Annotated in this window: 24 protein-coding genes; 19 read left to right on the top strand and 5 right to left on the bottom strand. The window is 69.9% G+C overall.

What is annotated here, in order from left to right:
• Positions 1-55: 55 nt before the first annotated feature.
• A complete protein-coding gene (locus MICNX66_RS13115) occupies positions 56-1276 on the bottom strand; it encodes a PAS domain-containing protein (protein ID WP_187662240.1) in 1221 nt (406 codons plus the stop codon).
• Between the two features lie 160 nt (positions 1277-1436).
• On the opposite strand from MICNX66_RS13115, the gene MICNX66_RS13110 reads away from it, so the two are divergent.
• From MICNX66_RS13110 to MICNX66_RS13025, 18 genes are all read left to right on the top strand, one after another.
• Positions 1437-2456 carry a Bug family tripartite tricarboxylate transporter substrate binding protein gene (locus MICNX66_RS13110; RefSeq protein ID WP_187662239.1) on the top strand — a complete coding sequence of 340 codons (1020 nt, stop codon included), beginning with the start codon at positions 1437-1439 and terminating at the stop codon, positions 2454-2456.
• A gap of 1 nt (position 2457) precedes the next feature.
• A complete protein-coding gene (locus MICNX66_RS13105; RefSeq protein WP_187662238.1) occupies positions 2458-3018 on the top strand; it encodes a tripartite tricarboxylate transporter TctB family protein in 561 nt (186 codons plus the stop codon).
• Positions 3018-4565 (top strand): tripartite tricarboxylate transporter permease, encoded by a 1548-nt coding sequence (locus MICNX66_RS13100; protein WP_187662237.1) that lies wholly within the window; start codon positions 3018-3020, stop codon positions 4563-4565. The genes MICNX66_RS13105 and MICNX66_RS13100 overlap by 1 nt, the downstream gene beginning before the upstream one ends.
• 46 nt (positions 4566-4611) lie before the next feature.
• Positions 4612-5409 (top strand): sulfite exporter TauE/SafE family protein, encoded by a 798-nt coding sequence (locus tag MICNX66_RS13095; RefSeq protein WP_187662236.1) that lies wholly within the window; start codon positions 4612-4614, stop codon positions 5407-5409.
• Positions 5410-5599: 190 nt separating this feature from the next.
• On the top strand, positions 5600-6604 hold the full coding sequence (locus MICNX66_RS13090) for an SIS domain-containing protein (RefSeq protein ID WP_187662235.1): 1005 nt from the start codon (positions 5600-5602) through the stop codon (positions 6602-6604).
• 19 nt (positions 6605-6623) lie between these two features.
• Positions 6624-7907: an ABC transporter substrate-binding protein gene (locus tag MICNX66_RS13085; protein ID WP_187662234.1), complete on the top strand. Its 1284-nt coding sequence runs from the start codon at positions 6624-6626 to the stop codon at positions 7905-7907.
• Between the two features lie 64 nt (positions 7908-7971).
• A complete protein-coding gene (locus tag MICNX66_RS13080; RefSeq protein ID WP_187662233.1) occupies positions 7972-8853 on the top strand; it encodes a carbohydrate ABC transporter permease in 882 nt (293 codons plus the stop codon).
• A gap of 1 nt (position 8854) precedes the next feature.
• Complete coding sequence (locus tag MICNX66_RS13075) at positions 8855-9697, top strand: carbohydrate ABC transporter permease (RefSeq protein ID WP_187662232.1); 843 nt, start codon at positions 8855-8857, stop codon at positions 9695-9697.
• Complete coding sequence (locus MICNX66_RS13070; protein WP_187662231.1) at positions 9694-10608, top strand: PfkB family carbohydrate kinase; 915 nt, start codon at positions 9694-9696, stop codon at positions 10606-10608. Before MICNX66_RS13075 ends, MICNX66_RS13070 begins: the two co-directional genes overlap by 4 nt.
• A gap of 14 nt (positions 10609-10622) precedes the next feature.
• Positions 10623-11360 carry a GntR family transcriptional regulator gene (locus MICNX66_RS13065; RefSeq protein WP_025102374.1) on the top strand — a complete coding sequence of 246 codons (738 nt, stop codon included), beginning with the start codon at positions 10623-10625 and terminating at the stop codon, positions 11358-11360.
• A 91-nt stretch (positions 11361-11451) separates the two neighbouring features.
• Positions 11452-11907, top strand: a complete 456-nt coding sequence (locus MICNX66_RS13060) for an FAS1-like dehydratase domain-containing protein (RefSeq protein WP_187662230.1) — start codon at positions 11452-11454, stop codon at positions 11905-11907.
• Positions 11904-12308: a MaoC/PaaZ C-terminal domain-containing protein gene (locus MICNX66_RS13055; protein WP_062632840.1), complete on the top strand. Its 405-nt coding sequence runs from the start codon at positions 11904-11906 to the stop codon at positions 12306-12308. The genes MICNX66_RS13060 and MICNX66_RS13055 overlap by 4 nt, the downstream gene beginning before the upstream one ends.
• A complete protein-coding gene (locus MICNX66_RS13050) occupies positions 12305-13435 on the top strand; it encodes a UDP-N-acetylmuramate dehydrogenase (RefSeq protein ID WP_187662229.1) in 1131 nt (376 codons plus the stop codon). The genes MICNX66_RS13055 and MICNX66_RS13050 overlap by 4 nt, the downstream gene beginning before the upstream one ends.
• The gene (locus MICNX66_RS13045; RefSeq protein WP_187662228.1) at positions 13432-14142 is read left to right on the top strand and encodes a FadR/GntR family transcriptional regulator; all 711 of its coding nucleotides are present in this window, start codon (positions 13432-13434) and stop codon (positions 14140-14142) included. Before MICNX66_RS13050 ends, MICNX66_RS13045 begins: the two co-directional genes overlap by 4 nt.
• Before the next feature lie 136 nt (positions 14143-14278).
• Positions 14279-15706 (top strand): four-carbon acid sugar kinase family protein, encoded by a 1428-nt coding sequence (locus MICNX66_RS13040; protein WP_187662227.1) that lies wholly within the window; start codon positions 14279-14281, stop codon positions 15704-15706.
• The gene (locus tag MICNX66_RS13035) at positions 15703-16593 is read left to right on the top strand and encodes an NAD(P)-dependent oxidoreductase (RefSeq protein ID WP_187662226.1); all 891 of its coding nucleotides are present in this window, start codon (positions 15703-15705) and stop codon (positions 16591-16593) included. The genes MICNX66_RS13040 and MICNX66_RS13035 overlap by 4 nt, the downstream gene beginning before the upstream one ends.
• 39 nt (positions 16594-16632) lie before the next feature.
• Complete coding sequence (locus tag MICNX66_RS13030) at positions 16633-18054, top strand: GntP family transporter (RefSeq protein ID WP_187662225.1); 1422 nt, start codon at positions 16633-16635, stop codon at positions 18052-18054.
• A gap of 94 nt (positions 18055-18148) precedes the next feature.
• A complete protein-coding gene (locus MICNX66_RS13025) occupies positions 18149-18550 on the top strand; it encodes a VOC family protein (protein ID WP_187662224.1) in 402 nt (133 codons plus the stop codon).
• A gap of 83 nt (positions 18551-18633) precedes the next feature.
• On the opposite strand, the gene MICNX66_RS13020 is transcribed toward MICNX66_RS13025, so the two are convergent.
• Both MICNX66_RS13020 and ald read right to left on the bottom strand, forming a co-directional pair.
• Entirely contained in the window at positions 18634-19863 is a 1230-nt protein-coding gene (locus MICNX66_RS13020) for a pyridoxal phosphate-dependent aminotransferase (protein ID WP_187662223.1), read from the bottom strand.
• Between the two features lie 81 nt (positions 19864-19944).
• Positions 19945-21039: an alanine dehydrogenase gene (gene ald / locus MICNX66_RS13015; protein WP_187662222.1), complete on the bottom strand. Its 1095-nt coding sequence runs from the start codon at positions 21037-21039 to the stop codon at positions 19945-19947.
• A gap of 106 nt (positions 21040-21145) precedes the next feature.
• Between ald and MICNX66_RS13010 the strand changes: the two genes are divergently transcribed.
• The gene (locus tag MICNX66_RS13010; RefSeq protein ID WP_187662221.1) at positions 21146-21664 is read left to right on the top strand and encodes an Lrp/AsnC family transcriptional regulator; all 519 of its coding nucleotides are present in this window, start codon (positions 21146-21148) and stop codon (positions 21662-21664) included.
• A 16-nt stretch (positions 21665-21680) separates the two neighbouring features.
• On the opposite strand, the gene MICNX66_RS13005 is transcribed toward MICNX66_RS13010, so the two are convergent.
• Both MICNX66_RS13005 and aceB read right to left on the bottom strand, forming a co-directional pair.
• Positions 21681-22112, bottom strand: coding sequence for a hypothetical protein (locus MICNX66_RS13005; protein WP_187662220.1), 432 nt, complete (start codon positions 22110-22112; stop codon positions 21681-21683).
• An 89-nt stretch (positions 22113-22201) separates the two neighbouring features.
• Positions 22202-23836 (bottom strand): malate synthase A, encoded by a 1635-nt coding sequence (gene aceB / locus MICNX66_RS13000; protein ID WP_187662219.1) that lies wholly within the window; start codon positions 23834-23836, stop codon positions 22202-22204.
• Positions 23837-23917: the final 81 nt, after the last annotated feature.

Here is a 23917-nt window from a genome sequence, read left to right as displayed (position 1 = left end):
GGACCTCTCTCCCCACGAAGCCCGCCGCCCCTTCCGGGGTGGCGGGCTTCGTCGTTCATCGAGGGGCGGTGATCCGGTAGCGTGCCCCCGGCCGTCCCTTCGTGGAGTAGTCCAGCGAGCGCACCGCCTGTCCGGTCGCCGCGAGGTGCTCCAGGTAGCGGCGGGCACTGACGCGGGAGATGGCCAGGTCGTCGCCGATCTCGGTCGCCGAGGCGTCGGGCCGAGCCGCGAGGGCCGCTGAGACCCGCTCCAGCGTCTCCGCGCTCAGACCCTTCGGGAGGCCGTAGCGCTCCCGGAAGGCGATGATGGCGTCGGCCGCCTCGACCCGGCGAACGACGTCGTGCAGCTCGGTGTGGTCGCGGAGCAGGAGCGTCGCCCCCACATCGGCGGAGCCGTTCCCGGACGCCGTGCTCCGGGCGACGAGCACATGCGAGCCGACGATCACGGGGCGTCCCGCGGCCTCGCCCTCGCGGAGCACCGTGGCGAGCTCGGTGCCGAGGACCTCGTCCGCGGCAGCGCCGTCGAGGTCGGCGGCATCGCGACCGAGGAATCGTGCGGCCGCGTCGTTGACCAGGGTGATCCGCCCGGCCCCGTCCACCGTCACGACGCCTTCGCTCAGCCCGTGCAGGGTCGTCTCCTGGTTCTTGACGAGCGCCGCGATCTGGTGCGGCTCGAGACGGTAGATGCGGCGACGGATGAACGACGTCACCCACGCGGCGCCGAAGACCCCGAGCACCGCCGCAGCGAGCATGGCGGAGATGAGTCCCACGAGGTTGCTGGTGAACTCCTCGTTCAGCTCCGACTCCAGGATGCCGACCGAGGCCGTGCCGATCACCGCGCCGTCCTCGTCGCGGATGGGCACCTTCACCCGCCACGACGTCCCGAGCGTGCCGGTCTGCGTGCCCACGAAGATCTCCCCGCCCAGCGGGATCGACGGGTCGGTGGACACCCGCTCCCCGATGCGGTCGGTGTTCGGATGCGAGTATCGGATGCCCTCGTCGTTGGCGACCACCACGTAGGCGAGGTCGGAGGCCTCGCGGATGACCTCGGCGACCGGCTGGATGGCGGCGGCCGGATCCTCGTCGTCGAAGGCGTCGAGGACGACGGGGAGCGCGGCGACGGACTGGGCGACCGCCTGCATGCGGTCCTTGTAGGCCTCGCGGAGCGCGTTCTCCTGGAACGCTCCGGCGGCGATGCCGGTGCCGAGGGTCACCAGGAACACGATCAGCGCCTGCAGCGCGAGCAGCTGCACGCGGAGCGTCATCTTCGAGGCCACGGTCCCATTCTCCCGGCTGGGTTCCCGGGCCGCGAGCCGCCGGCAGAGGTGTTCGCGACCAATAGTTACGGAACGCGACCAATGGTTTCCGAAGGTTGAGCGTGCGCATCTGCGCCTCGACAGTGGACGGATTGCATCCGAACGCTCAAGGAGGAGCGCCATGAATCATGCCCGCATCGGGACTCTCGCCGCGGCCGTCGCCGCGACCGCCCTCGTCCTCACCTCGTGCTCGACGACCGACGGCGGAGCCGCCGGCTCGGACGGCGGCGATGAGGCGGTCGCCATCACCGACGTGAACATCGTCGTCCCCGCCGACCCGGGCGGAGGGTGGGACCAGACGGGCCGGGCCCTGTCGCAGCTGCTCACGCAGGAGGACATCGTCGGCTCGGCGCCCGTCACCAACGTCGGCGGCGCGGGCGGCACGGTCGGCCTCGCACAGCTCGCCAACGAGAAGGACCCGGCCACGCTCATGGTCATGGGCCTCGTGATGGTGGGAGCGGTGGAGACCAACGCCTCCGCCGTGCGCATCGAGGACATGACACCGATCGCCCGGCTCACGGATGAACCGCTCGTCGTGGTCGTGCCCGCCGACTCGGAGTACGACACTCTGGAAGACCTCGTCGAGGATGTCGTGGACAAGGGCCAGGAGGTCACGATCACCGGCGGTTCCGCGGGAGGAGCCGATCACATCCTCGCCGGGCTGCTGCTCGAGGAGGCAGGGCTCGACGGCGCGGAGATCGCCGAGAAGCTGAACTACACGCCCAACTCGGGCGGCGGCGAGGCGACGTCGCTGATCCTCGGCGGCAAGGTCTCGGCGGGCATCTCCGGTGTCGGCGAGTTCCTGCAGCACATCGAGGCCGGGACCATGAAGGCCCTCGCTGTCTCGTCGGAGGAGCCGGTCACACAGCTGCCGGACGTCGACACGATCACCGACTCCGGATACGACGTCGTGCTCACCAACTGGCGCGGTGTGATCGCTCCGGGCGGGCTCAGCGACGCCGAGCGCGCGGAGCTCGAGCGCCTCGTCACCGAGCTGGAGGCGTCCGACGCGTGGAAGGACGAGCTGGAGACGCGGGGGTGGGCGGACGCGTTCCTCACGGGCGCGGAGTTCGACGAGTTCCTGGACGGCAACATCGCCGAGGTCACCACGACGCTGCAGAACATCGGGCTGGTCGGCTGAGATGACGACCGGGTCTTCCGGACCCGGCGAGGAGGTGCGGACCGACGCCCGTCGGTCCGCACGCCTCGTCGCGTCCCTCCCGCGGGGGGAGCTCGTCTTCGCCCTGCTCATGGTGGCCCTCGGCGTGTTCGCGTTCGCCGGGGTCTTCACCATCCATGTGCCCGCAGGCGGCCAGGTGGGGCCTACGGTCTTCCCGCTGTTCGTCTCCGTGCTGCTGCTCGGTTCGTCGCTCGCCGTCGTCGTGAGCATCTTCCGCGGACACCGCGGTGTGCCGGAGGACGGAGAGGACGTCGATCAGAGCCTCCCGACCGACTGGCTGACGCTCGTGAAGATCATGGCGCTGGTGGTCGCGCACCTGCTCCTCATCGAACCGCTCGGCTGGGCACCCGCCGCGGCCCTGCTGTTCGGCGGCGTCGCCTGGGCGCTCGGTGCGCGGCGCTGGTGGATGGCGCTCCTCATCGGCGTGATCATCGCGCTGGTCGTGCAGGTCGTGTTCGGCGGTCTGCTCGGGCTGTCGCTCCCGTGGGGACCGGCGCTCGGCTGGTTGGGAAGGATGTTCTGATGGACAGCTGGAGTCTGCTCCTCGAGGGGTTCGCGACCGCGCTGCAGCCCCAATACCTCGTCTTCGCCTTCTTCGGCGTGCTGATCGGCACCGCCGTGGGCGTCCTTCCGGGCATCGGGCCGGCGATGACCGTCGCCCTGCTCCTGCCGCTCACCTACACGCTGGAACCGGCCGCCGCCCTGATCACCTTCGCCGGGATCTACTACGGCGGAATGTACGGCGGGTCGACCACGAGCATCCTCCTGAACACACCGGGGGAGTCGTCGTCGATCGTGACGGCGATCGAGGGCAACAAGATGGCCAAGCTCGGTCGGGGAGCGGCGGCCCTGGCCACCGCGGCGCTCGGGTCGTTCGTCGCGGGCACCCTGGCGACCGTCGGCCTGACGCTGCTCGCCCCGGTACTCGCGCAGTTCGCCGTGAACCTCGGGCCGGCCGACTACGTGGCTCTCATCGTCGTGGCCTTCGTGACGGTCGGCGCGCTCATGGGGTCCTCCGTCTCGCGGGGCCTGCTGTCGCTCGGCGTCGGTCTGTTCCTCGGCCTGGTCGGCACCGACTGGCTCTCGGGGCAGCAGCGCTACACGCTCGGCCTGCTCCCGTTGGCGGACGGCATCGACGTGGTGCTCGTGGCCGTCGGGCTCTTCGCCGTCGGCGAGACGCTCTACGTCGCGGCCCGCCTGCGGCACGGCGCGATCGACGTGATCCCCGTCTCCCGAGGGTGGCGCAGCTGGATGACGAAGGACGACTGGCGCCGCTCGTGGAAGCCCTGGCTCCGCGGCACCGCCATCGGATTCCCGATCGGCACGATCCCGGCCGGCGGGGCCGACGTGGCGACCTTCCTGTCCTACGCCACCGAGCGCAAGCTCTCGCGCCGCAAGGACGAGTTCGGCCGCGGGGCCATCGAGGGTGTCGCGGGCCCGGAGTCGGCGAACAACGCGGCCGCCGCGGGCGTGCTCGTGCCGCTGCTGACGCTGGGCCTGCCGACGACGGCGACGGCGGCGATCATCCTCACCGCGTTCCAGACCTACGGCCTGCAGCCCGGGCCGCAGCTGTTCGCCGGACAGGCGGACCTCGTCTGGGCGCTGGTGGCGAGCCTCTACATCGGCAACGTGATCCTGCTCGTGCTGAATCTGCCCCTGGTGGGCATGTGGGTGAAGCTCCTGCAGATCCCGCGGCCGTACCTGTACGCCGGCATCCTCCTGTTCGCCGCCTTCGGGGCGTACGCGCTGAACTTCGCGGTCGTCGACATCCTCATCCTGCTCATCATCGGCGTCCTGGGCTACTTCCTGCGGCGGTACGGATTCCCGGTGGCGCCGCTGGTGGTGGGCATGATCCTGGGGCCGATGGGGGAGGAGCAGCTCCGTCGTGCGCTGCAGCTCAGCCAGGGCGACCTGACGACGCTCATCGCGCAGCCGTTCTCCGCGGTCGCCTACGTCATCCTCGCGCTGCTCATCGCCGGCGGGCTGTGGCTGCGGCGCCGGCAGCGACGCTACGAGCAGGCGCTCACGGAGTCCATCGCGGTGCCCGTCACAGCGGACTCGGAGGTCTGACCCGGCACGATTCGAGCGGGGGAGAGGCCGGGAGTAGGCTGATCCGGTGAACGATGCGACGGTCCTGAAACGCGGGCCTCGCGCCTACGCGGCATTCATCGGCATCGGCCTCCTCGCGGGCCTCCTCTCCGGTCTCTTCGGCGTCGGCGGCGGCACGGTCATCGTCCCGCTGCTGGTGCTCCTGCTCGCGTTCGACCAGCGGCTGGCAGCCGGAACCTCGCTGGCGGCGATCGTCCCGACGGCGACCGTCGGCGTCATCTCCTACGCCGCATCGGGCTCCGTCGCCTGGATCCCGGCGCTGATCCTCGCCGCCGGGGCCGTGGTCGGCGCGCAGATCGGCACCCGCCTGCTCCCGCGGATCTCGCAGACCGCCCTCCGCTGGGGCTTCGTCGGCTTCCTCGTCGTCGTGATCGTGAGCCTCTTCCTCGTGATCCCGTCGCGCGACGCCGTCTTCGAGCTCACCTGGCTGACCGGGATCGCCCTGGTGGTCGTCGGAATCGGCACCGGCGTCCTGGCCGGCCTCATCGGCGTCGGCGGCGGCGTCATCGTCGTCCCGGTGCTCATGCTCGCGTTCGGGACGAGCGACCTCGTCGCGAAGGGCATCTCGCTGCTCATGATGATCCCGACGGCTCTCTCCGGCACAGTCGGCAACCTCCGCAACCGCAACGTCGACCTCCTGGCCGCACTGCTCATCGGCGTCTCGGCGTGCACCACCACGGCCCTCGGCGCGTGGCTGGCGACCATCGTCGACCCGACGGTCGGGAACCTCCTCTTCGCCGCCTACCTCGTGGTGATCGCGGTGCAGATGGCCATCAAGGCCGTCCGCGGCCGCCGGCGCGGCTGATCCCGCGGCCGCCGGACACCCGGTGTGCGCCGCCGGAAGAAGCGCGTGAGGCCCGCTCTTTCGGTGACTCCGGCGAACGATTTTCGCCGTACCTCTTTACAGGCGTCTTCGTGCTCGCTATCGTCAGTCATCACATGACGTTATATAACGAGTCATGATGTTTGATCGAAGGTCATCAGAAGGGACCATCTTGTCTGCCACCGCTCTGTTCGTCGACTCCGCCGCTATCGAGAACCAGCTCGCTGCGGCCCGCCAGGCGATCGCGACCCGGGACACCATCTCGCGCGTCGTGCTCACCGCCTGCGGCGGCTCCTTTGCCGTCATGCAGCCCATCGAGTACCTGTTCGGCACCAAGGCGGTGTCGCTCGACGCGACCGCGCTCAATGCGGCCGAGTTCACCAGCCGCGCCTCGTCGCGCGTCGACGCCGACACCCTCGTCCTGCTCTGCTCGCACTCCGGAACCACGCCGGAGACGGTGGCCGCGGCGAAGCACGCACGCGAGCGCGGTGCGCTCACGGTCGCCTTCACGTTCGACCCGACGTCGCCGCTCGCCGAGGCATCGGAGCACGTGGTGGCGTATCAGCACGGCGAGGGGAAGAGCGAGGCCCACGTCGGTCCCGCGCTGCTGCTGCGCCTGGCGGCCGGCATCCTGGACGACCGCGAACAGGCCGGCATCGCCTGCGCAGTCGACGAGGCCGTCGCCCAGCTGCCGGCCCTCGTGCCGGCAGCGCGCGAAGCGCACTCCGCTGCCGCCGATGCCTGGGGGTACCGCCACCGTCGCGCGCCCCTGATCTACACGATGGCGGCAGGCTCCAACTACGGCTCCGCCTACTCGTTCGCCATCTGCCTGCTGCAGGAGATGCAGTGGGTGCACTCCGCCGCCATCCATGCCGGCGAGTACTTCCACGGCCCCTTCGAGATCACCGAGGAGGACGTGCCGTTCATCGCCCTCCTCGGACTCGACGAGACGCGGGCCGTCGAGCAGCGCGCGGTGGACTTCGTCACGAAGCACTCGGATCGGGTGCTCGTCCTCGACGCCCAGGAGTTCGGCCTGGACGTCGTCGCTCCGGAGGTGCGCGGCGTCTTCGCCCACCTCCTCTTCAACGTCGTGCTCCGCGCGTACGCGGATGCACTCGCCGACCACCGAGGACACCCCCTCAGCGTGCGCCGCTACATGTGGCGCATGGAGTACTAGGAACGAAAGGATCGCAACGATGCGAACATCAGCCCGGATCGGCCTGGCGGCTGCGGCCGCCGCAGCCCTCGTCCTACCCCTGGCCTCGTGCGCCGGAGGCGAGAGCGAGGCGTCGGACGGCCAGGTGGAGATCAGCTTCTTCCACCGCTGGCCCAACGAGCCGAAGAACTCGTACTACAACGACATGGTGGCGGAGTTCGAGAAGGAGAACCCCGACATCAAGGTCTCCGTCGAGAGCGTGCTCAACGACGCCTACAAGGACAAGGTGAAGGTCGTCGCGGGCTCCGCCAATGCTCCTGACGTCCTATTCACCTGGAGCGGTTCGTTCGTGGACGAGCTCGTCTCCAATGACGCCCTGCTCGACCTCGGGCCGTGGCTCGAGGAGGACGCGGACTTCCGGGACAGCTTCTACCCGAGTCAGCTGGAGGCCTTCGAGGTCGACGGCACCTCCTACGGCCTGCCGGTGGGGATGCAGTCGAAGCTGTTCTTCTACAACAGGGACGTCTTCGAGGAGCTGGGACTCGAGGCGCCGGCGACGTGGGACGAGTTCATCGACGTCCTGGAGACGATCCAGGACGCCGGTATGACCCCGATCGAGTACGGTGCGCAGGAGCAGTGGACGATCGCGCACTACGTCGGCACGCTGAATCAGCGTGTCGTCGATCCGGAGGTGTTCGCAGCGGATCAGGATCCGGCGACCGGCGAGTTCACGGACGAGGGATATGTCCGGGCACTGGAGCGCTTCCAGGAACTCGCCGAGTACATGAACGACGACCTCACGGCCGTCGGGCATGAGATCGCGCGCAACGCCTGGATCGCGGGGGAGGCGCCGATCATGTACATGCAGAGCGCCGAGGTGGGGTACTTCGGCGACGCGCAGTTCGAGTACGGCACGTTCAACTTCCCCGCCGTCACGGGTGGCAAGGGTGATCCGGCGGAACTGACCGGAGCGCCGGAGGGCTTCGCGATCTCGAAGACCACGGAGCATCCCGAGGAGGCCCAGCGGTTCCTCGAGTTCCTGCTCAGCAAGCAGAGCGGTATCGCCTACGCGGAACGAGCGGGCGAGCTGAGCCCGGTCAAGGGGGCCGTGGAAGAGGCGGATGTGCCCGAGATCTCACGGGAGCTCGCCCAGGGGATCGTCGACGCCTCGGCGATGACGACCTGGCTCGACAACGCCTACGATCCGCAGATCGTGCAGGCGTATCTGTCCGAGACCCAGCTGATGCTCAGCGGCCAGCAGACCCCCGAGGGGGTCATGGCCGCCGTGCAGGAAGCGGCGAAGCGCGTGCGCGACGCCTCCTGATCCGCACCGGGGCTGCCGGCACCCGTGGCCGGCAGCCCCTCCCACCTTCGGAAGAGACACCGTGATGAGAACACGCTCCCGAGCCTGGTCGAACCTGCTCTACGTGCTTCCCGCGATCATCCTGATCGGGGTGTTCGTGTACTACCCGCTGGTCGCCAATGCGGCCTTCGGCTTCTTCTCCTTCAGCGCCGGCAGCGGGGAGATGCGCTTCGTCGGCCTCGACAACTTCGCGCGGCTCTTCGGCGATCCGATCATCGCGACGGCCCTGGGCAACAACATCCTGTACGCGGTCGTCTCGATCGTCTGCCAGGTGGGTGGCTCCCTCGTGATCGCCGCCTGGCTGACCCGGCTGCTCGGACCGCGCATGGGCGCGTTCCTGCGCAGCGTGTACTTCCTTCCCGCCGTGATCTCGATGACCGTGATCGCGCTGCTGTTCACGTTCGTGTACAACGCTCGCGGCGGACTCCTCAACGCTCTGCTGGAGGCGATCGGACTCGGCAGCCTGCAGACGGCGTGGCTGGCTGATGTCGACACGGCGATGGGAGCGGTCATCGGCGTCTCCCAGTGGCAGAGCATCGGCTACGTCTGCATGCTCTACGTCGTCGCACTGCAGCAGATCCCGGAGGAATACTACGAAGCCGCGTCGCTGGACGGCGCCGGACGGGTTCGCCAGTTCTTCAGCATCACCGTCCCGCAGGCCAAGGAGATGATCTTCGTCGCGATGATCCTCACCGTCTCCGGCGCTTTCACGGTGTTCAACGAGCCTTACATCCTGACCAAGGGCGGTCCGGGAAACACCACCCAGGTCCTCGCGACCTATATGTACAACCAGGGTTTCTTCCAGAACGAGATGGGCTACGCCTCAGCCATCGCGAGCCTGATCTTCGTGATCACCCTCGTGCTGTCCGTCGTGCAGATGGTCTCGTTCCGAAGCGGGAGGCAATGACATGAGCAGTACCCGGCTTCGTCCGGCGGAACGTGTCCGCCGTGCCCCGGTCCAGGTGATCCTGGCCGTCTACGCCGTCGTGATCGCCTACCCCCTGCTCTGGATGGTGATCTCCTCTTTCAAATCCTCGTCCGAGATCTTCGCCGATCCGTGGGGCCTGCCGTCGGTCTGGCTCGTCCAGAACTACGCCGCCGCCTGGGACCGCGGGATCTCCGACTACTTCGTCAACTCCGTCATCGTCACGATCATCTCCACCGTCGCGACCGTCGCGATCGCGGCCCTGTGCGCCTACGGCATGGTGAGGCTGTCGAGCCGGGTCGCGAACATCGTGCTGATCGTGGCGATGGGCGGGCTGGTGGTGGCGCCCCAGGTGAGCCTCATCCCGCTCTACCGGCTTCTCGACACGATGGGGCTGCTGAACACGTACTGGGCGATGATCCTCCCTTACGTGGCCTTCCGTCTGCCCATGGCGATCCTGCTGATCCGTTCGGTGTTCCTCGGCATCCCCCGTGAGCTCGAGGACGCGGCGACCATCGACGGCTGCCGCTCGTTCGGAGTCTTCCGGCACGTCTACCTGCCGTTGAGCGCGTCCGTGCTGACGACCGCTGCCGTCCTCACCGGTTACTTCGCCTGGAACGAGTTCCTGTTCGCGATCGTCTACATCGACGCCGATGCGCTGCGCACCATCCCCGCGGGACTGATGTCGTTCCGCGACTCGCTCTCCACCGAGTGGGGTGTGCTCCTGGCAGGATTGACCATCGCGGCCCTGCCCATCGTGGTCGTGTTCCTCGCGCTGCAGCGGTACTTCGTCGCCGGAGTCGCGGCGGGGAGTGTGAAGGGATGACGATGGATACGGGTCAGCTCAGGGACGCACTCGCCGCGGTGCCGCCCCCCTCTCTCGTCGGCGTCGGGGACAACGTGCTCGACTGCTATCTGCATGAGGACCTGGCCTATCCCGGGGGTAACGCACTGAACGTCGCCGCGTACAGCAGGCTCTTCTTCGGCGGCACCGCCGGATTCGTCGGGATCATGGGGGACGACCGCTTCGCAGAACACGTGCGGGGCGTCCTCGACGAGATCGGAGTGGACGGCGCCCGCGTCAGACGCGTGCGCGGCGCGAACGGCATGGCTTTCGTCGCGCTGGACGAGGACGGCGACCGGCGCTTCGTCGCCTCGAATCGCGGGGGAGTCCAGGCCGAGCTGAGGCTGCGGCTGGGCGAGGCCGATCATGAATACCTCTCCGGCTTCGACCGGGTGCACACCTCGGTCTATTCGTCGTTGGAGCCGGAGCTCCCGGCCATCGCGGAACGGGGGAGCCGCGTGTCGTACGACTATTCCGACGACGCGTCGCCGGACGTGATCCGGGCGACCGCTCCGCACGTCGACGTGGGGTTCTTCTCGGGAGGGGACCGCAGCGATTCCGAGATCGACGACCTCGGCCGCTTCGCCGTGGCCTGCGGCATGGGATCGGCCGTGGTGACGCGGGGTGCCCGCGGCTCCGTGGGCTTCGACGCCACTTCCGTGCGGCGCACCGGTATCCGGGAGGTCGACGCCGTCGATGCGCTCGGGGCCGGGGACGCCTTCCTCACCGGGTTCCTCGCGGCACGGGCGGGTGGGGCCGATCTCGCCGGATGCCTCGATGTGGCCGCCGTCAGCGGAGCGCTCGCCTGCACGTTGCGCGGGGCGTTCGGATACCCTGTGCATGCGGGGGACGACGCACGCGCGCAGATGCTGCGGCGATACCCGGCGACGTAGAGGAGGGCTCCGACGTGACTCAGCTGTCGTCCGCCGTCGGCTCGACCCCGCTGCACGAGCAGGTGCGAAGCCTGCTGATGCGGGAGATCGACGCCGGGACCTATGCCGAAGGCGAACGGCTTCCGTCCGAACCCGAGTTGTGTGAGCGCTTCGGCGTCAGCCGCATCACCGTGCGGCGGGCGGTGGCCGATCTGGAAGGACTCGGCATCGTGCGCCGACAGCAGGGCCGCGGGACCTTCGTCGCTCCGCGACGCGAGGTGATCGGTGCCATGACCCTGGGTGGCTTCGCAGACACCGTGGTGGCGGACGGGGTCAAATCCCGACGGATCATGCGCGCCGAGACGACCCCCGCCGACGAGAAGCGCGCCCGGCGCCTCGGCGTCCCGGTCGGCGACCCGGTCTTCCGGTTGGTACGCGTCTTCGCTCTCGACGGCATCCCCCTCTCCATCGACGACAGCCGGTATTCACTGACGCGCTTCCCTGATTTCGACCGGCACATCGACCACGACACCTCCACATATCAGGTGCTTCGCGACGTGTACGGCGTGGAGTTCTCGGAGATGTACCGGGAGATCGACGTCGGCTTCACCACCGCCCAGACCGCGGAGTGGCTGGCCCGCCCGGAGCACGATCCGCTCATCGTCGTCCGCAAGCGCGCGCTGGACCGGGCCGGCGAGGTCGTTCACACCTCACGGGTGAAGGTCGTTCCGAGTCGGATGACGTTGAACATGGTGGTCCGCTCCCAGGGGTGAGGCCCGCCGGTCCCCGCGATGTGGCATATCATCCGGGTTTCGGACGGCCCGCGCACGGCGGGCCGTCGGCGGGCCTCGGTAGGATCGACGGGTGGCAGTGAACCAAGAACTCGTCGGCCGGGAGTTCCCGCCGACCGCCCCCTACCTCGTCGGGCGGGAGAAGGTGCGCGAGTTCGCGCGCGCCGTCTTCGCCGACGCCCCCCAGCACACCGATGTCGAGGCCGCCCGTGCGGCCGGCTTCGCCGACGTCGTCGCGCCGCCGACCTTCGCGATGGTCCTGCAGGATCTCACGCTCCAGCAGCTGCTGGCCGAGCCGGACTCCGGCATCGTGCTGGCGCGCACGATCCACGCGGAGCAGCGATTCCGCTACACCAGGCCGATCGTCGCGGGAGACGAGCTGACGGCGCAGCTGCGTGTCACCGGCATCCGCATGATGGGCGGGAACGCCATGATCACGAGCGAGGCCGAGATCACCGACGAAGCGGGCGCGCACGTGGTGACCGCCACCAGCGTCCTGCTCGTCGGCGCCGAGGAGGAGACCGCATGAGCGCGTTCACCGTGGGAGACGTGCTCGCCGAGCGCACCGTGCACCTGACGAGGGAGTCGCTCGTCCGCTACGCCGGAGCCTCCGGCGACTTCAACCCGATCCACTACCGCGACGACGTCGCCGCCGCGGTGGGCCTTCCCGGCGTGCTCGCGCACGGCATGCTGACCATGGGCATCGCCTCGTCGGTGGTCGTGGCCGCGCTCGACCCGCAGACCCGGATCCTCGATTACGGCGTGCGCTTCACGAAGCCGGTGGTGGTCGACCCCGAGACCGGCGCCGATGTGCACGTCGTCGCGACGGTCGGCGCCGTGGACGAGGAGTCCGCGCGCATCGACCTCAAGGTCACGACCGGCGACACCACCGTGCTCGTCAAGGCGCAGCTGCGCGTCGCCGTCCGATGAGCGAGGTCGAGCCGATCCGCCTGGCCGAGCTCACCACGCTCCGCACCGGCGCTGCGCCTGCGCACATGCGCGAGGCGACGACGACGGCGGAGCTCGTCTCGGTCCTCCGCGAGACCTGGGCGGAGGGCGACCCCTGGCTGGTGCTCGGAGGGGGCTCGAACCTCTTCGTCGGCGACGAGCCGTTCGAGGGCACCGTCATCCGCATCCGGACCCGGGGCGTCGAGGAGCTTCCGTCGCCGCATCCCGGTCGCGTCCGTCTGCGTGTGCAGGCCGGACACAGCTGGGACGACCTGGTGTCGTACGCGGTCGAGCGCGGGTACGCCGGGCTGGAGGCGATGAGCGGCATCCCCGGCACGGTCGGCGCGTCACCCGTGCAGAACATCGGCGCCTACGGCCAGGAGATCCAGGAGACCCTCGTCGAGGTCGAGCTGATCGATGAGGGCTCCGACGAGATCTCCACCGTGCCGGCGACGGAGCTCGGGCTCGGATTCCGCACCTCGGTGCTCAAGCATCACCACGGCAGCGAGCCGCAGCGTCGTGCCGTGATCCTGTCCGTCACGGTCGATCTGCTGGTCGCCCGCGAGCGCGTGGTGCGCGGGGAGCAGCTGCGTCGCGCCCTCGGCCTGACCGACGACACCCCGGTGCCGCTGACCTGGGTGCGCGAGCGCATCCTCGCCACCCGCGCATCGAAGGGCATGCTGCTCGATGCGGACGACCCGGACACGCATGGCGTCGGCTCCTTCTTCCAGAACGCGATCGTCACGGCCGCTCAGGCCCGGTCCCTCCCGCCGGAGTGCCCGCGGTGGCCGGTGGCCCCCGACCTCGACGCGGTCACCGTCATCCCCCTCGCCTCGTACGACGGGCACGTGCCGCCGACGAAGACCGAGGCCCCCGACGTGAAGGTGAGCGCCGCCTGGCTCATCGAGCAGGCGGGCATCCGCAAGGGGTTCAAGCTGCCCCGCTCGCGGGCGTCCGTCTCGACCAAGCACGCCCTGGCGCTCACCAACCGGGGTGGTGCCACGGCGGCCGAGGTCGCCGAGCTCGCCCGTTTCATCCAGAACCGCGTGCACGCCGAGTTCGGCCTCGTGCTGCAGCCGGAGCCCGTGCTGGTGGGCGTCGACCTGTGACGAAGGTCGAGCGGGTGTCGCGGACGCAGGCGGTCGTGGACGGACTGCTCGACGCCATCATCGCGGGCCGGCTCGAGGCCGGGCAGCCGCTGCCTCCCGAGGGGGAGCTGGCGGAGCAGTTCGGGGTCTCCCGTCTCACGATGCGCGAGGGTGTCCGTCTCCTGCAGGCGCAGGGCGTGATCGTCGCCGTTCCGGGCACCCGGCACCGCATCGCGCCGACCGACGAGTGGACGGGCCTCGACGCGGTCGTCCGGCACGCCCAGAGCGCGGGCGCTCGTGAGCGCTCGTCGCTGGAGATGCTCGAGATGCGCATGATGTTCGAGACCGGAGCAGCGGAGTTCGCGGCGGGTCGGCGCACCGAGGAGCACCTCGCCGAGATGGCCGCACTCCTCGAGGAGATGCAGGCGGCCCACGAGCGGGCCGACGTGGATGCGTTCGTCGCGGCGGACCTCGCCTTCCACGACGTGATCATCCGCGCGGCGGAGAACCGCATCCTCGTCGCCTCGATGCGTCCGCTCACGACGATGCTCCAGGCGACCCGCAGTGAGACGAGCGCCATCCCGGAGATCCGCGAGCACGCGCTGGCCGAGCATGCGGCGGTGCTGGAGGCGATGCGGACCGGCTCCGGCGCGGCCGCTCGTCAGGCCATGCGCAGTCACATGCGCCAGACCCGCGACGACCTGCTGCACTTCGTCCACGGTCGCTGATCCGCGCGCTCCCCGTCGGTTTGGAGCCGCGATGATCGTGAGGTACGCTCGTCGTTATCTGATATCGGATAACGATGCAGATTCCCCTGGTCCGTGGCCCCCACCACGGACCATCTCCCGGAACGAAGGAGTTCGTGTGCACATCGACGCCCTGCTGGCCCCCCTGCCTGCACCTGTCGCCGTCACCGCCGCCGACGTCCGTGCAGAGGTCGATCCCACGGATGTGCTGGTCGTCCTGGACGACGACCCCACCGGCACGCAGTCGGTCGCGAACCTCCCCGTCCTCACCCGGTGGGAGCGTGCCGACCTGGACGAGGCGCTCGCCACCGGCGCCGCCGCGGTATACGTGCTCACGAACACCCGGTCGCTCGACGAAGACGCCGCGGCCGCCCGCAACCGCGAGATCGTCGACGTGGCTCTCGCCGCCGCCGAGGCCCAGGGGCGGCGCGTCACGTTCGTCTCGCGCGGCGACTCGACGCTGCGCGGGCACTTCCCGCTCGAGACCGACGTCCTCTCCGCGGAGATCGGCTCCCGCACCGGTCGCGCCCCCGCGCTGACCCTGCTCGTGCCCGCCTTCCCCGACGCCGGCCGGATCACGGTCGACTCCGTGCACTACTGGGTGACCGACGGCGAGGCCACTCCGGTCGGCGAGACCCCCTTCGCGGCCGATGCGACCTTCGGCTACGCGTCCTCAGACCTGCGCGACTGGGTCGCCGAGAAGACGGGTGGCCGCATCCCGGCGTCCGCGGTAGCGGGCCTCGACATCCGCACCATCCGCGCGGGCGTGGACGCCGTGGCCGGCTTCCTCGCACCCCTGACCGACGGCACGGTCGTCGCGGTCGACGTGGTCGAGGAGTCCGATATGCGTGTGGTCGCGCTCGCACTGCACCGTCTGCGGGACCGCGACGTGCTCCTCCGGGTCGGCCCGCCCTACGTGCGCGCGCACATCGGGCAGGAGATCGCCGAGCCGGTGCGCGCGGACGACATCCCCTTCGCGCACGACCGCGGCGGTCTCGTGGTCGTCGGAAGCCACGTGCCGCTCACCACCGCCCAGCTCGAGGCCCTCACGGCAGCTCGACCGAACACCCGCACGATCGAGCTCGACGTGCGCGCCCTCATCGGCCCCGAGCGCGAGACCCACCTCGAGACGCAGGCGCACGCGGTCGCCGACGCCCTCGCCACGGGTACCGTGATCGTGCACACCACCCGCGAACTCGTCACCGGCGCCGACGGTGACGAGAGCCTCGCGATCGCCCGCCGCATCTCCAGCGGAGTGGTCGACCTCGTGCGTCGAGTGCTCGCCATCGCGCCGCCCCGCTTCGTCATCGCGAAGGGCGGCATCACGTCGAGCGACGTCGCCAGTGAAGCGCTCGAGATCCGCCGGGCCACCGTGCTCGGCCCCATGCTGCCCGGCCTCGTGTCGCTGTGGCAGCCGGAGACCGGCCCCGCGGTCGGCATCCCGTACGTCGTGTTCGCCGGCAACGTCGGCGACGCGGACTCCCTCGTCACCGTCGTCGCCACTCTCGCAGGCGACGATGGAAACAACCCGGAAGGACACTCATGACATCCACCGTCGCTGTCATCGGACTCGGCGCCATGGGGCTGCCGATGGCCACCCGCCTCGCCGAGCGCTTCGACGTGCGCGGCTTCGACATCGCCGCCGAACGCATCGCTCTCGCGGCGGAGGCGGGCGTGACGCCGGCATCGTCCGCAGCCGACGCCGTGGACGGTGCGGACGCGGTGCTCGTCGCCGTCCGGACCGGTGCGCAGCTCGAGGCGCTGCTCTTCGGTGAGGACGGGCTCGCCCCGCACCTCGCCGAGGGTGCGGTCGTGATCCTCACCAGCACGGTGGGGACGGACGGCATCGACGCGATCGCCACCCAGCTCGCCGCGCACGGTGCGCAGCTCGTGGACGCCCCGCTCTCCGGCGGTCCGGTCCGGGCGGGGGAGGGCGACCTCCTCATCGTCGTCGGCGCCACCCCGAGCGCTCTGGAGACGGCGCGCCCGGTGCTCGACCAGCTCGCCTCCACGCTGTCCATCGTCGGCGACAAGCCCGGCGACGGCCAGGCGCTGAAGACCGTCAACCAGCTCCTCTGCGGCGTGCACATCGCCGCGGCCGCGGAAGCGCTCGCCCTCGCGGACGCCCTCGGCCTGGACCGCGCCCGCACACTCGACGCGCTGACCGCCGGGGCTGCCAACTCCTTCATGCTCGGCAACCGCGGCCCGCGCGCCCTGCAGGCGTACGACGAGGACGGCGCGGAGGTGCTCAGCCGCCTCGACATCTTCGTCAAGGACCTCGGCATCGTCGGCGACGCCGCGCGCCGTGCGCACCTGTCCACGCCGGTCGCCGCCGCGGCCGAGCAGCTGTTCCTCCTCGGCGAAGCGCAGGGCCTCGGCGCTCTGGACGACTCCGCCGTCATCCGCGTCGTCGCACCCGAACGACTGTCCTGAGCGCGACGTCGCGCCCTCACTGAAAGAAGAGATCCAGAGATGCTTCCTCTTCCGATCCTCATCCTGATCGGCCTGGCGGGCCTCGGCCTGCTGCTCCTGCTCATCATCCGGTTCAAGATGCAGGCGTTCTACGCCCTCATCCTCGTATCGATCATCGTCGGCATCGCGGCAGGCCTGCCGCTGACCACGATCCCCGCCGACGGCGACACCCCTGAGCAGCTCGGCGTCATCCAGGCGATCATCGCCGGTGTCGGCGGCACCCTCGGCTCGGTCGCGGTACTCGTCGCCCTCGGGTCGATGCTCGGCAAGATCATCGAGCTGTCCGGCGGTGCCGAGTCGCTCGCGGGGCGCTTCACCGGCTGGCTGGGCCCGAAGCGCGTCGGCATCGCGCTCGTCATCGCCGCCGGCATCCTGGCGATCCCGGTGTTCTTCGACGCCGGCTTCATCATCCTCATCCCCATCGTGTTCGCCTTCTCGAAGGTGGCCGGTCTCAACCCGATCAAGTTCGGTCTCCCGGTCGCCGGCATCATGCTCGCCGTGCACGTCGCGGTGCCCCCGCACCCGGGCATCGTCGGCGGGTCCGCGATCCTCGGCGCCGACATCGGCTGGGTGACGATCTTCGCGCTCGCGATCTCCGTGCCGCTCGCGGTCCTGTCCTACCTCGTGGCGAAGTGGATCAACACCCGTGAGTTCGCGATGCTCGCCGCCACCAAGGAGATGTACGACAACTTCGGCACGGAGAAGTCGACGCTCACCGGCGGACTCGGCGAGGGCGAGAAGGCGCCGGGCGCCGGCACGGTCCTCGGCCTCATCCTCCTGCCGCTCGTGCTCATCATGCTCGGCACCGCCGTGGCGCCGCTGTTCGAGGCGGGCACGTTCTGGAACGGATTCCTCAGCATGGTCGGCCAGCCGATCTTCGCGCTCATGGTCGCGATCGCCGCCGCGATGTACCTGCTCGGCGTGCGCCGCGGCTGGTCGGCTGCGCACCTCGGCGAGGTCATGGAGTCGGCGCTGCCGGCCGCTGCGGTCATCATCCTCGTCACCGGTGCCGGTGGCGCCTTCGGCCGCGTCCTCACCGAGACCGGGATCGGCAGCGCGGTCGCCGAGGTGCTCGCCTCCAGCGGGATGCCCCTGCTGCTCGCGGCCTTCCTCATCTCGCTCATCATGCGTGCGGCTCAGGGGTCGGCCACCGTCGCGATCGCGACGACCGCGGGCCTCCTCCTGCCCTCGGTCTCCGCGATGGGACTCGACACCGTGCACACCGCGCTGCTCGCGGTCGCCATCGGGTACGGCGGCCTCGGCCTCAGCCACGTGAACGACTCCGGCTTCTGGGTGGTCACGCGGTACCTGGGTCTCTCGGTCAAGGACGGCCTGCGCACGTGGACGCCTCTGACGACGGTGCTCGGGGTCTCCGGATTCGTGCTGACCTGGGTGCTGTACGCGGTGATCCCGGTCTCCTGACCGCGCTCGCACGGACGGCCGTCACCTCCGGGTGGCGGCCGTCCGTCGTTCTCGGCAGGTGGTGACCGGAGCCGCCGCGGACTACGCTCGCGGGATGAGCGGACTGATCCCGTACCTGCTGTTCCCCGGCAACGCCGCCGAAGCACTCGGCCATTACCGCGATGTGTTCGGCGGTGAGCTCCAGTTGATGGACTACGCGAGCGCCGGCCGTCACGACGGCCCAGGCGACGCGGTCGCACACGGGCAGCTCGGCGGTCCGGTCGAACTCGCCGGAGCGGACGCGGGAGCCGATGACGATGCCGTCCAGATGAGCGGGATGTTCCTCTCGCTCCTCGGCACAGCCGACCCCGGAACGCTGACCCGCTGGTACGACGAGCTTTCCGGCGGCGGCCGCGTCATCGATCCGCTGCAGCAGCGCCCGTGGGGAGATGTCGACGGCACCCTCGTCGACCGCTACGGCATCCGCTGGCTGATCGGCTTCCACCCCGAAGACTGACCCGAGACCCCGGGTTCACGCCGAGACCCCCTCCTACCTGCGCAGGTACGAGGGGGTCCCGGCGGTAAAGCGGGGTCTCGGGGTCAGGAGGAAGAGGAGGAGAACAGGCGCTGGAGGCGCTGCACGCCCTCGAGGAGCTGGTCGTCGCCGAGCGCGTACGACATGCGGATGTAGCCGGACGGACCGAACGCCTCTCCGGGGACGACGGCGACCTCGGCCTGGTCGAGGATGAGGTCGGCGAGCTCGAGGGACGTCGTCGGGGTCACGCCGCCCCAGGTGCGGCCGAGCAGGCCCTGCACATCGGGGTAGACGTAGAACGCGCCGAGCGGGTTCGGCACCACCAGTCCGTCGATCTTCGACAGCTCCGACACGATGAGCTGACGGCGGCGGTCGAAGGCCTCGCGCATCTTCTCGGCCTCGTCCTGCGGACCGTTGAGCGCCGCGATCGCCGCCTTCTGTGCGACGTTGTTGACGTTGCTCGTGAGGTGCGACTGCAGGTTGCCGGCGATCTTGATGGCGTCGGCCGGGCCCACCATCCAGCCCACGCGCCAGCCGGTCATGGCATAGGTCTTGGCCACGCCGTTGACGAGGATCGTCTGGTTCGCGGCCTCCGGCACGGCATCCACGATCGAGGTCGCCGTCACCGCGGTCCCTGAGCCCGTCGAAGGGTAGGTGAGGTTCTGGTAGATCTCGTCGCTGATGATCCAGATGCCGTGCTCCACGGCCCACTCGCCGATGGCCTTCGTCTCCTCGGCCGTGTACACGGAACCGGTGGGGTTCGACGGCGACACGAAGACGAGGACGGTGGTGCGGTCGGTCCGGGCGGCCTCGAGCTGCTCGACGGTGACCTTGTACTCCTGGTCGGCGCCCGCGAAGACCTCGACCGGGGTGCCGTCGGCGAGACGGATCGCCTCGGGGTACGTGGTCCAGTACGGCGCGGGCAGCAGCACCTCGTCGCCCGGGTTCACGACCGCCTGGAACGCCTGGTACACCGACTGCTTGCCGCCGTTGGTGACGATGACCTGACCGGGGGAGACCTCGAGTCCGGAGTCGCGGAGCGTCTTTGCGGCGATCGCCTCGCGGAGCGCCGGGAGGCCGGGAGCAGGGGTGTAGCGATAGCTCGCCGGGTCGGCCAGCGCCTCAGCCGCCGCGTCCACGATGAACTGGGGGGTGGCGAAGTCGGGCTCGCCCGCGGCATACGAGATGACGGGCTTGCCCTCGGCCTTGAGGGCCTTGGCCTTGGCGTCGACCTTGAGGGTCGCGGACTCGGCGATGGCGGACAGCTTGCGGGAGAGAGGAGCGCGTTCGGTCACGGTTACGAGCGTACTCGGGTCGATGCGGCGGATGAGGTGTGGGATGCCGCCAAGATCCGAGGTTCTTTCGGGTTCGACAGGTCAGTCGGTGGAGAGGCCGTGGGCCTGCGCGACGGCGTCCAGCGTGATGCGCCCGCTCTGCACGTTGAGCCCCTTCGCGAGGGCAGCGTCGTCGGAGGCCGCCCGCTCCCAGCCCTTGGCGGCGATGGCCGAGACGTAGGGGAGAGTGGCGTTCGTCAGCGCCCGGGTCGCGGTCGTCGGAACGGCTCCCGGCATGTTCGCGACGCAGTAGTAGATCGAGTCGTGCACCGCGAAGGTCGGGTCGTCGTGCGTGGTCGGACGGGAGCCCTCGAAGCAGCCGCCCTGGTCGATCGCGATGTCGACGAGCACGGACCCCGGCTTCATGGCGGCGACCATGTCGTCGGTCACCAGCTTGGGGGCCGCGGCACCGGGGATGAGGACCGAGCCGATGACGAGATCCGCCGACGTCAGCTCCTCGGCGATGTCGTAGCGGCTCGATGCCCGGGTCTCCAGAGCGCCGCCGTAGCGGTGCTCGAGCTCGCGCAGCCGGGGGAGCGCCACGTCGACGACGGTGACCTTCGATCCGAGTCCGAGCGCGTTCGCGGCCGCGTGCTCTCCGGCGACGCCACCGCCGATGACCACGGTCTTGGCCCGGGGAGTACCGGCGATGCCGCCCAGCAGCATGCCGCGGCCGCCCTGCGAGCGCAGCAGCGAGTGGGAGCCCATGATGACGGACAGGCGACCGGCGATCTCGCTCATCGGCACGAGCAGGGGCAGCGTGCGGTCGGGCAGCTGCACGGTCTCGTAGGCGACGGCGGTCGTGCCGGCTGCGACGAGGGCCTCGGTCAGCGGACGGTCCGCCGCGAGGTGGAGGTAGGTGAAGAGCGTGAGGTCGGGTCGGAGGAAGCCGTACTCCTCGGCGACGGGTTCCTTGACCTTGATGAGCAGGTCGGCCTCTCCCCAGGCGTCGGCGGCGGTGTCCACGATCTCCGCACCAGCCGCGCGGTACGCGTCGTCGTCGATGCTCGATCCGATGCCGGCACCCGACTGCACGAGCACGCGGTGTCCCTCCCGCACGAGCCGATCGGCGCCGGCCGGGGTGAGGGCGACGCGGTTCTCGTTGTTCTTGACTTCGGTCGGGACGCCGATCTTCATCGATCCTCCAGGTGTCGGGGCGCAGGGTGCAGACAAGGATCGCAGAAACGTCGCGAGATGGACAGAATGAGTGAAGAGTCTTCGGCGACGGGTCGGATCCTGAATAATGCTTCGTATGACCACCGCCTCCGCGTCGTCCGAGCCGAACAGCGTTCGGGCGCCCGCCCTCGACCCCATCGACGCGCGGATCGTGCAGCTCCTCACCGCCGACGGGAGGATGACGAACGCGGAACTCGCCGGGCGACTGGGAGTCGCGCCGTCGACGGCGCACGCACGGCTGCGCGGGCTGATCGAGCGCGGGGTCATCACCGGCTTCCATGCGAGCGTCGACGAACGCGAGCTCGGCGCCGGACTCCAGGCGATCATCGGCGTCAGCCTGCGTCCGGCCGCCCGACGGGAGAGCATCGTCGAGTTCGCCGATCGGGTGCGCGCGCTGCCGCAGGTGATCCAGGTGTTCTTCCTCGGCGGTGACGACGACTTCCTCCTGCACATCGCCGTCGCCGACTCCTCGGAGATGCGCGAGTTCGTGCTCGAGCACCTGTCCGCGCAGAGCAGCGTGGCGTCGACCCGCACGAGCATCGTGTTCGATTACCACCGCAACTCGGTCGCCGCGTCGTTCCACTGAGTCGGCGGGCGGCGACTCAGGTCTCGAACGAGGAGGGGACTGCGCAGTAGTCGGCGAAACGCCGGGTGGGATGGGCCGGATCGGTCACGTCGACCAGGGCGTTCGCCGCGGTGTGCGGGGGCTCGTCTCCCGCGAGCTGCCAGAGGACGTAGTTCCACATCCCGCGCGTACTCGGAGCCACGATCGGGCCAGGGCCGGACACGAGGAGCACAGCTCCGCTGTCCGTGGCGCGGAAGGGGCCCACCACGTCGGCGCGGAGGGCGGCTTCGTCCCCGTCAGCGGTGTGCGCACGCTCGACGGTCTGGCCCGCCGTGGTCAAGGCTGTCGCGAGGTCGTCCGCGGCTGCGCGGGAGCGCTCGGCATCCGCGCCGGCGACCGCGAGCAGTCGTCGTCCGCGCGGATAGAGGTGCAGGAACTCCTCGGCGATGCTGCTCCATACGTCGCTCATGGCTCCAGGCTACGCCCGGCAGGGAGGGGGCGGGCCGGGCACGACGCGGCGATGCCGCAGACCCCACGGCCTGCGGCATGCTCGCGTCGTCAGTCCTCGTCGACCAGGAACCGGCTGTAGGCGCCCAGGGTGAGGAAGGTCGGGAACTCCTCACGGAGCGCGACCTCGCGGAAGATCTCGGCGGCGTCGTCGAAGCGGTCGCCCTCGCGCCTGTCGACCTCGCTGAGCACCTCCGCGATCAGCCCCTCGACGTACTCGACCGTGATGGCCGTGCCGTCCTGCGTGGTGCGGTCCTGATGGATCCACTGCCACACCTGCGAGCGGCTGATCTCCGCGGTCGCGGCGTCCTCCATGAGGTTGTCGATGGCCACGGCGCCGAGTCCGCGCAGCCACGCCTCCAGGTAGCGGATGGCGACGGACACGTTGTCCCGCACGCCCTGCGCGGTGATCGGCCGACCGATGTGCAGGTCGAGCAGGTCGCGCGCCTCCACGTGCACGTCGTCGCGCTGACGGTCGACCTGGTTCGGGCGGTCGCCGAGCACGGCGTCGAACTCGGCCTGCGCCGTCGGGATCAGGTCGGGGTGGGCGACCCAGGTGCCGTCGAAGCCGTCGCCGGCCTCGCGCTTCTTGTCAGCCGACACCTTCTCGACCGCGCGCGCCGTCACCTCGGGGTCGCGGCGATTCGGGATGAACGCGCTCATGCCGCCGATCGCGAAGGCTCCGCGCTTGTGGCAGGTCTGCACGAGGAGCTCGGTGTACGCCCGCATGAAGGGCACCGTCATCGTGACCTCGCTGCGGTCGGGGAGCACGAAGCGGGCGCCGCGGCCGCGGTAGTTCTTGATGATGGAGAAGATGTAGTCCCAGCGTCCGGCGTTGAGGCCCGCGCAGTGGTCGCGCAGCTCGTACAGGATCTCATCCATCTCGAACGCGGCCGGCAGGGTCTCGATCAGCACGGTCGCGCGGATGGTGCCGTGCGGGATGCCGATGTACTCCTCGCTGAAGGAGAACACGTCGTCCCACAGCTTCGCCTCTTCGCTGGACTCGAGCTTGGCGATGTAGAAGTACGGTCCGCGGCCGGCCTCGATCAGCGCCTGCGCGTTGTGCAGGAAGTAGAGACCGAAGTCGACCAGGGAGCCGGATGCCGACGTGGGCCGGCCGGCGCGGTCGATGAAGGTGAGGTGCTTCTCCGGCAGATGCCAGCCACGGGGGCGCATCACGATCGTGGGCGTGCGCTCAGCGGTGACCCGGTACTCCTTGCCCTCGGGGGAGGTGAAGGAGAGCTCGCCGCGGATCGCGTCGCGAAGGGACAGCTGCCCCTCGATGACGTTCTTCCAGGTCGGGCTCGTGGCGTCCTCCTGATCGGCGAGCCACACTCGCGCGCCGGAGTTCAGGGCGTTGACGGTCATCTTCGGATCGGTGGGCCCGGTGATCTCGACGCGGCGGTCCTCGAGCCCCGGTCCGGCGCCGGCGACCCGCCAGGTGGTGTCCTGGCGGATGTGCGCGGTGTCCTCTCGGAACTGCGGGTCGTGTCCGTTGCCGATCTCGAAGCGGCGACGCATCCGGTCGGCCAGCCGGTCGTGGCGGCGGGAGGCGAACCGGTGGTGGAGTTCGGTGAGGAAGGCGATCGCCTCCGGGGTCAGGATCTCGTCGTAGCGGTCGCGCATGGGCCCGGCGATCTCGATCGCGGGGCCCTGTCGGGTCGTCTGCATCGGTGCGGTGGTCATGATGGTGTCCTTTGCCTTATGCCGAGCCCCCGGGTTGTCGTCGAGACCCCGGGCTCCCGGCGTGTGCGGGGCGGGGTCTCG

It is taken from the genome of Microbacterium sp. Nx66, assembly GCF_904066215.1.
Classification (GTDB): Bacteria; Actinomycetota; Actinomycetes; order Actinomycetales; family Microbacteriaceae; genus Microbacterium; species Microbacterium meiriae.
Note: the sequence above shows the minus strand (reverse complement) of the source record. Positions and strands in the feature narration are given on the sequence as shown.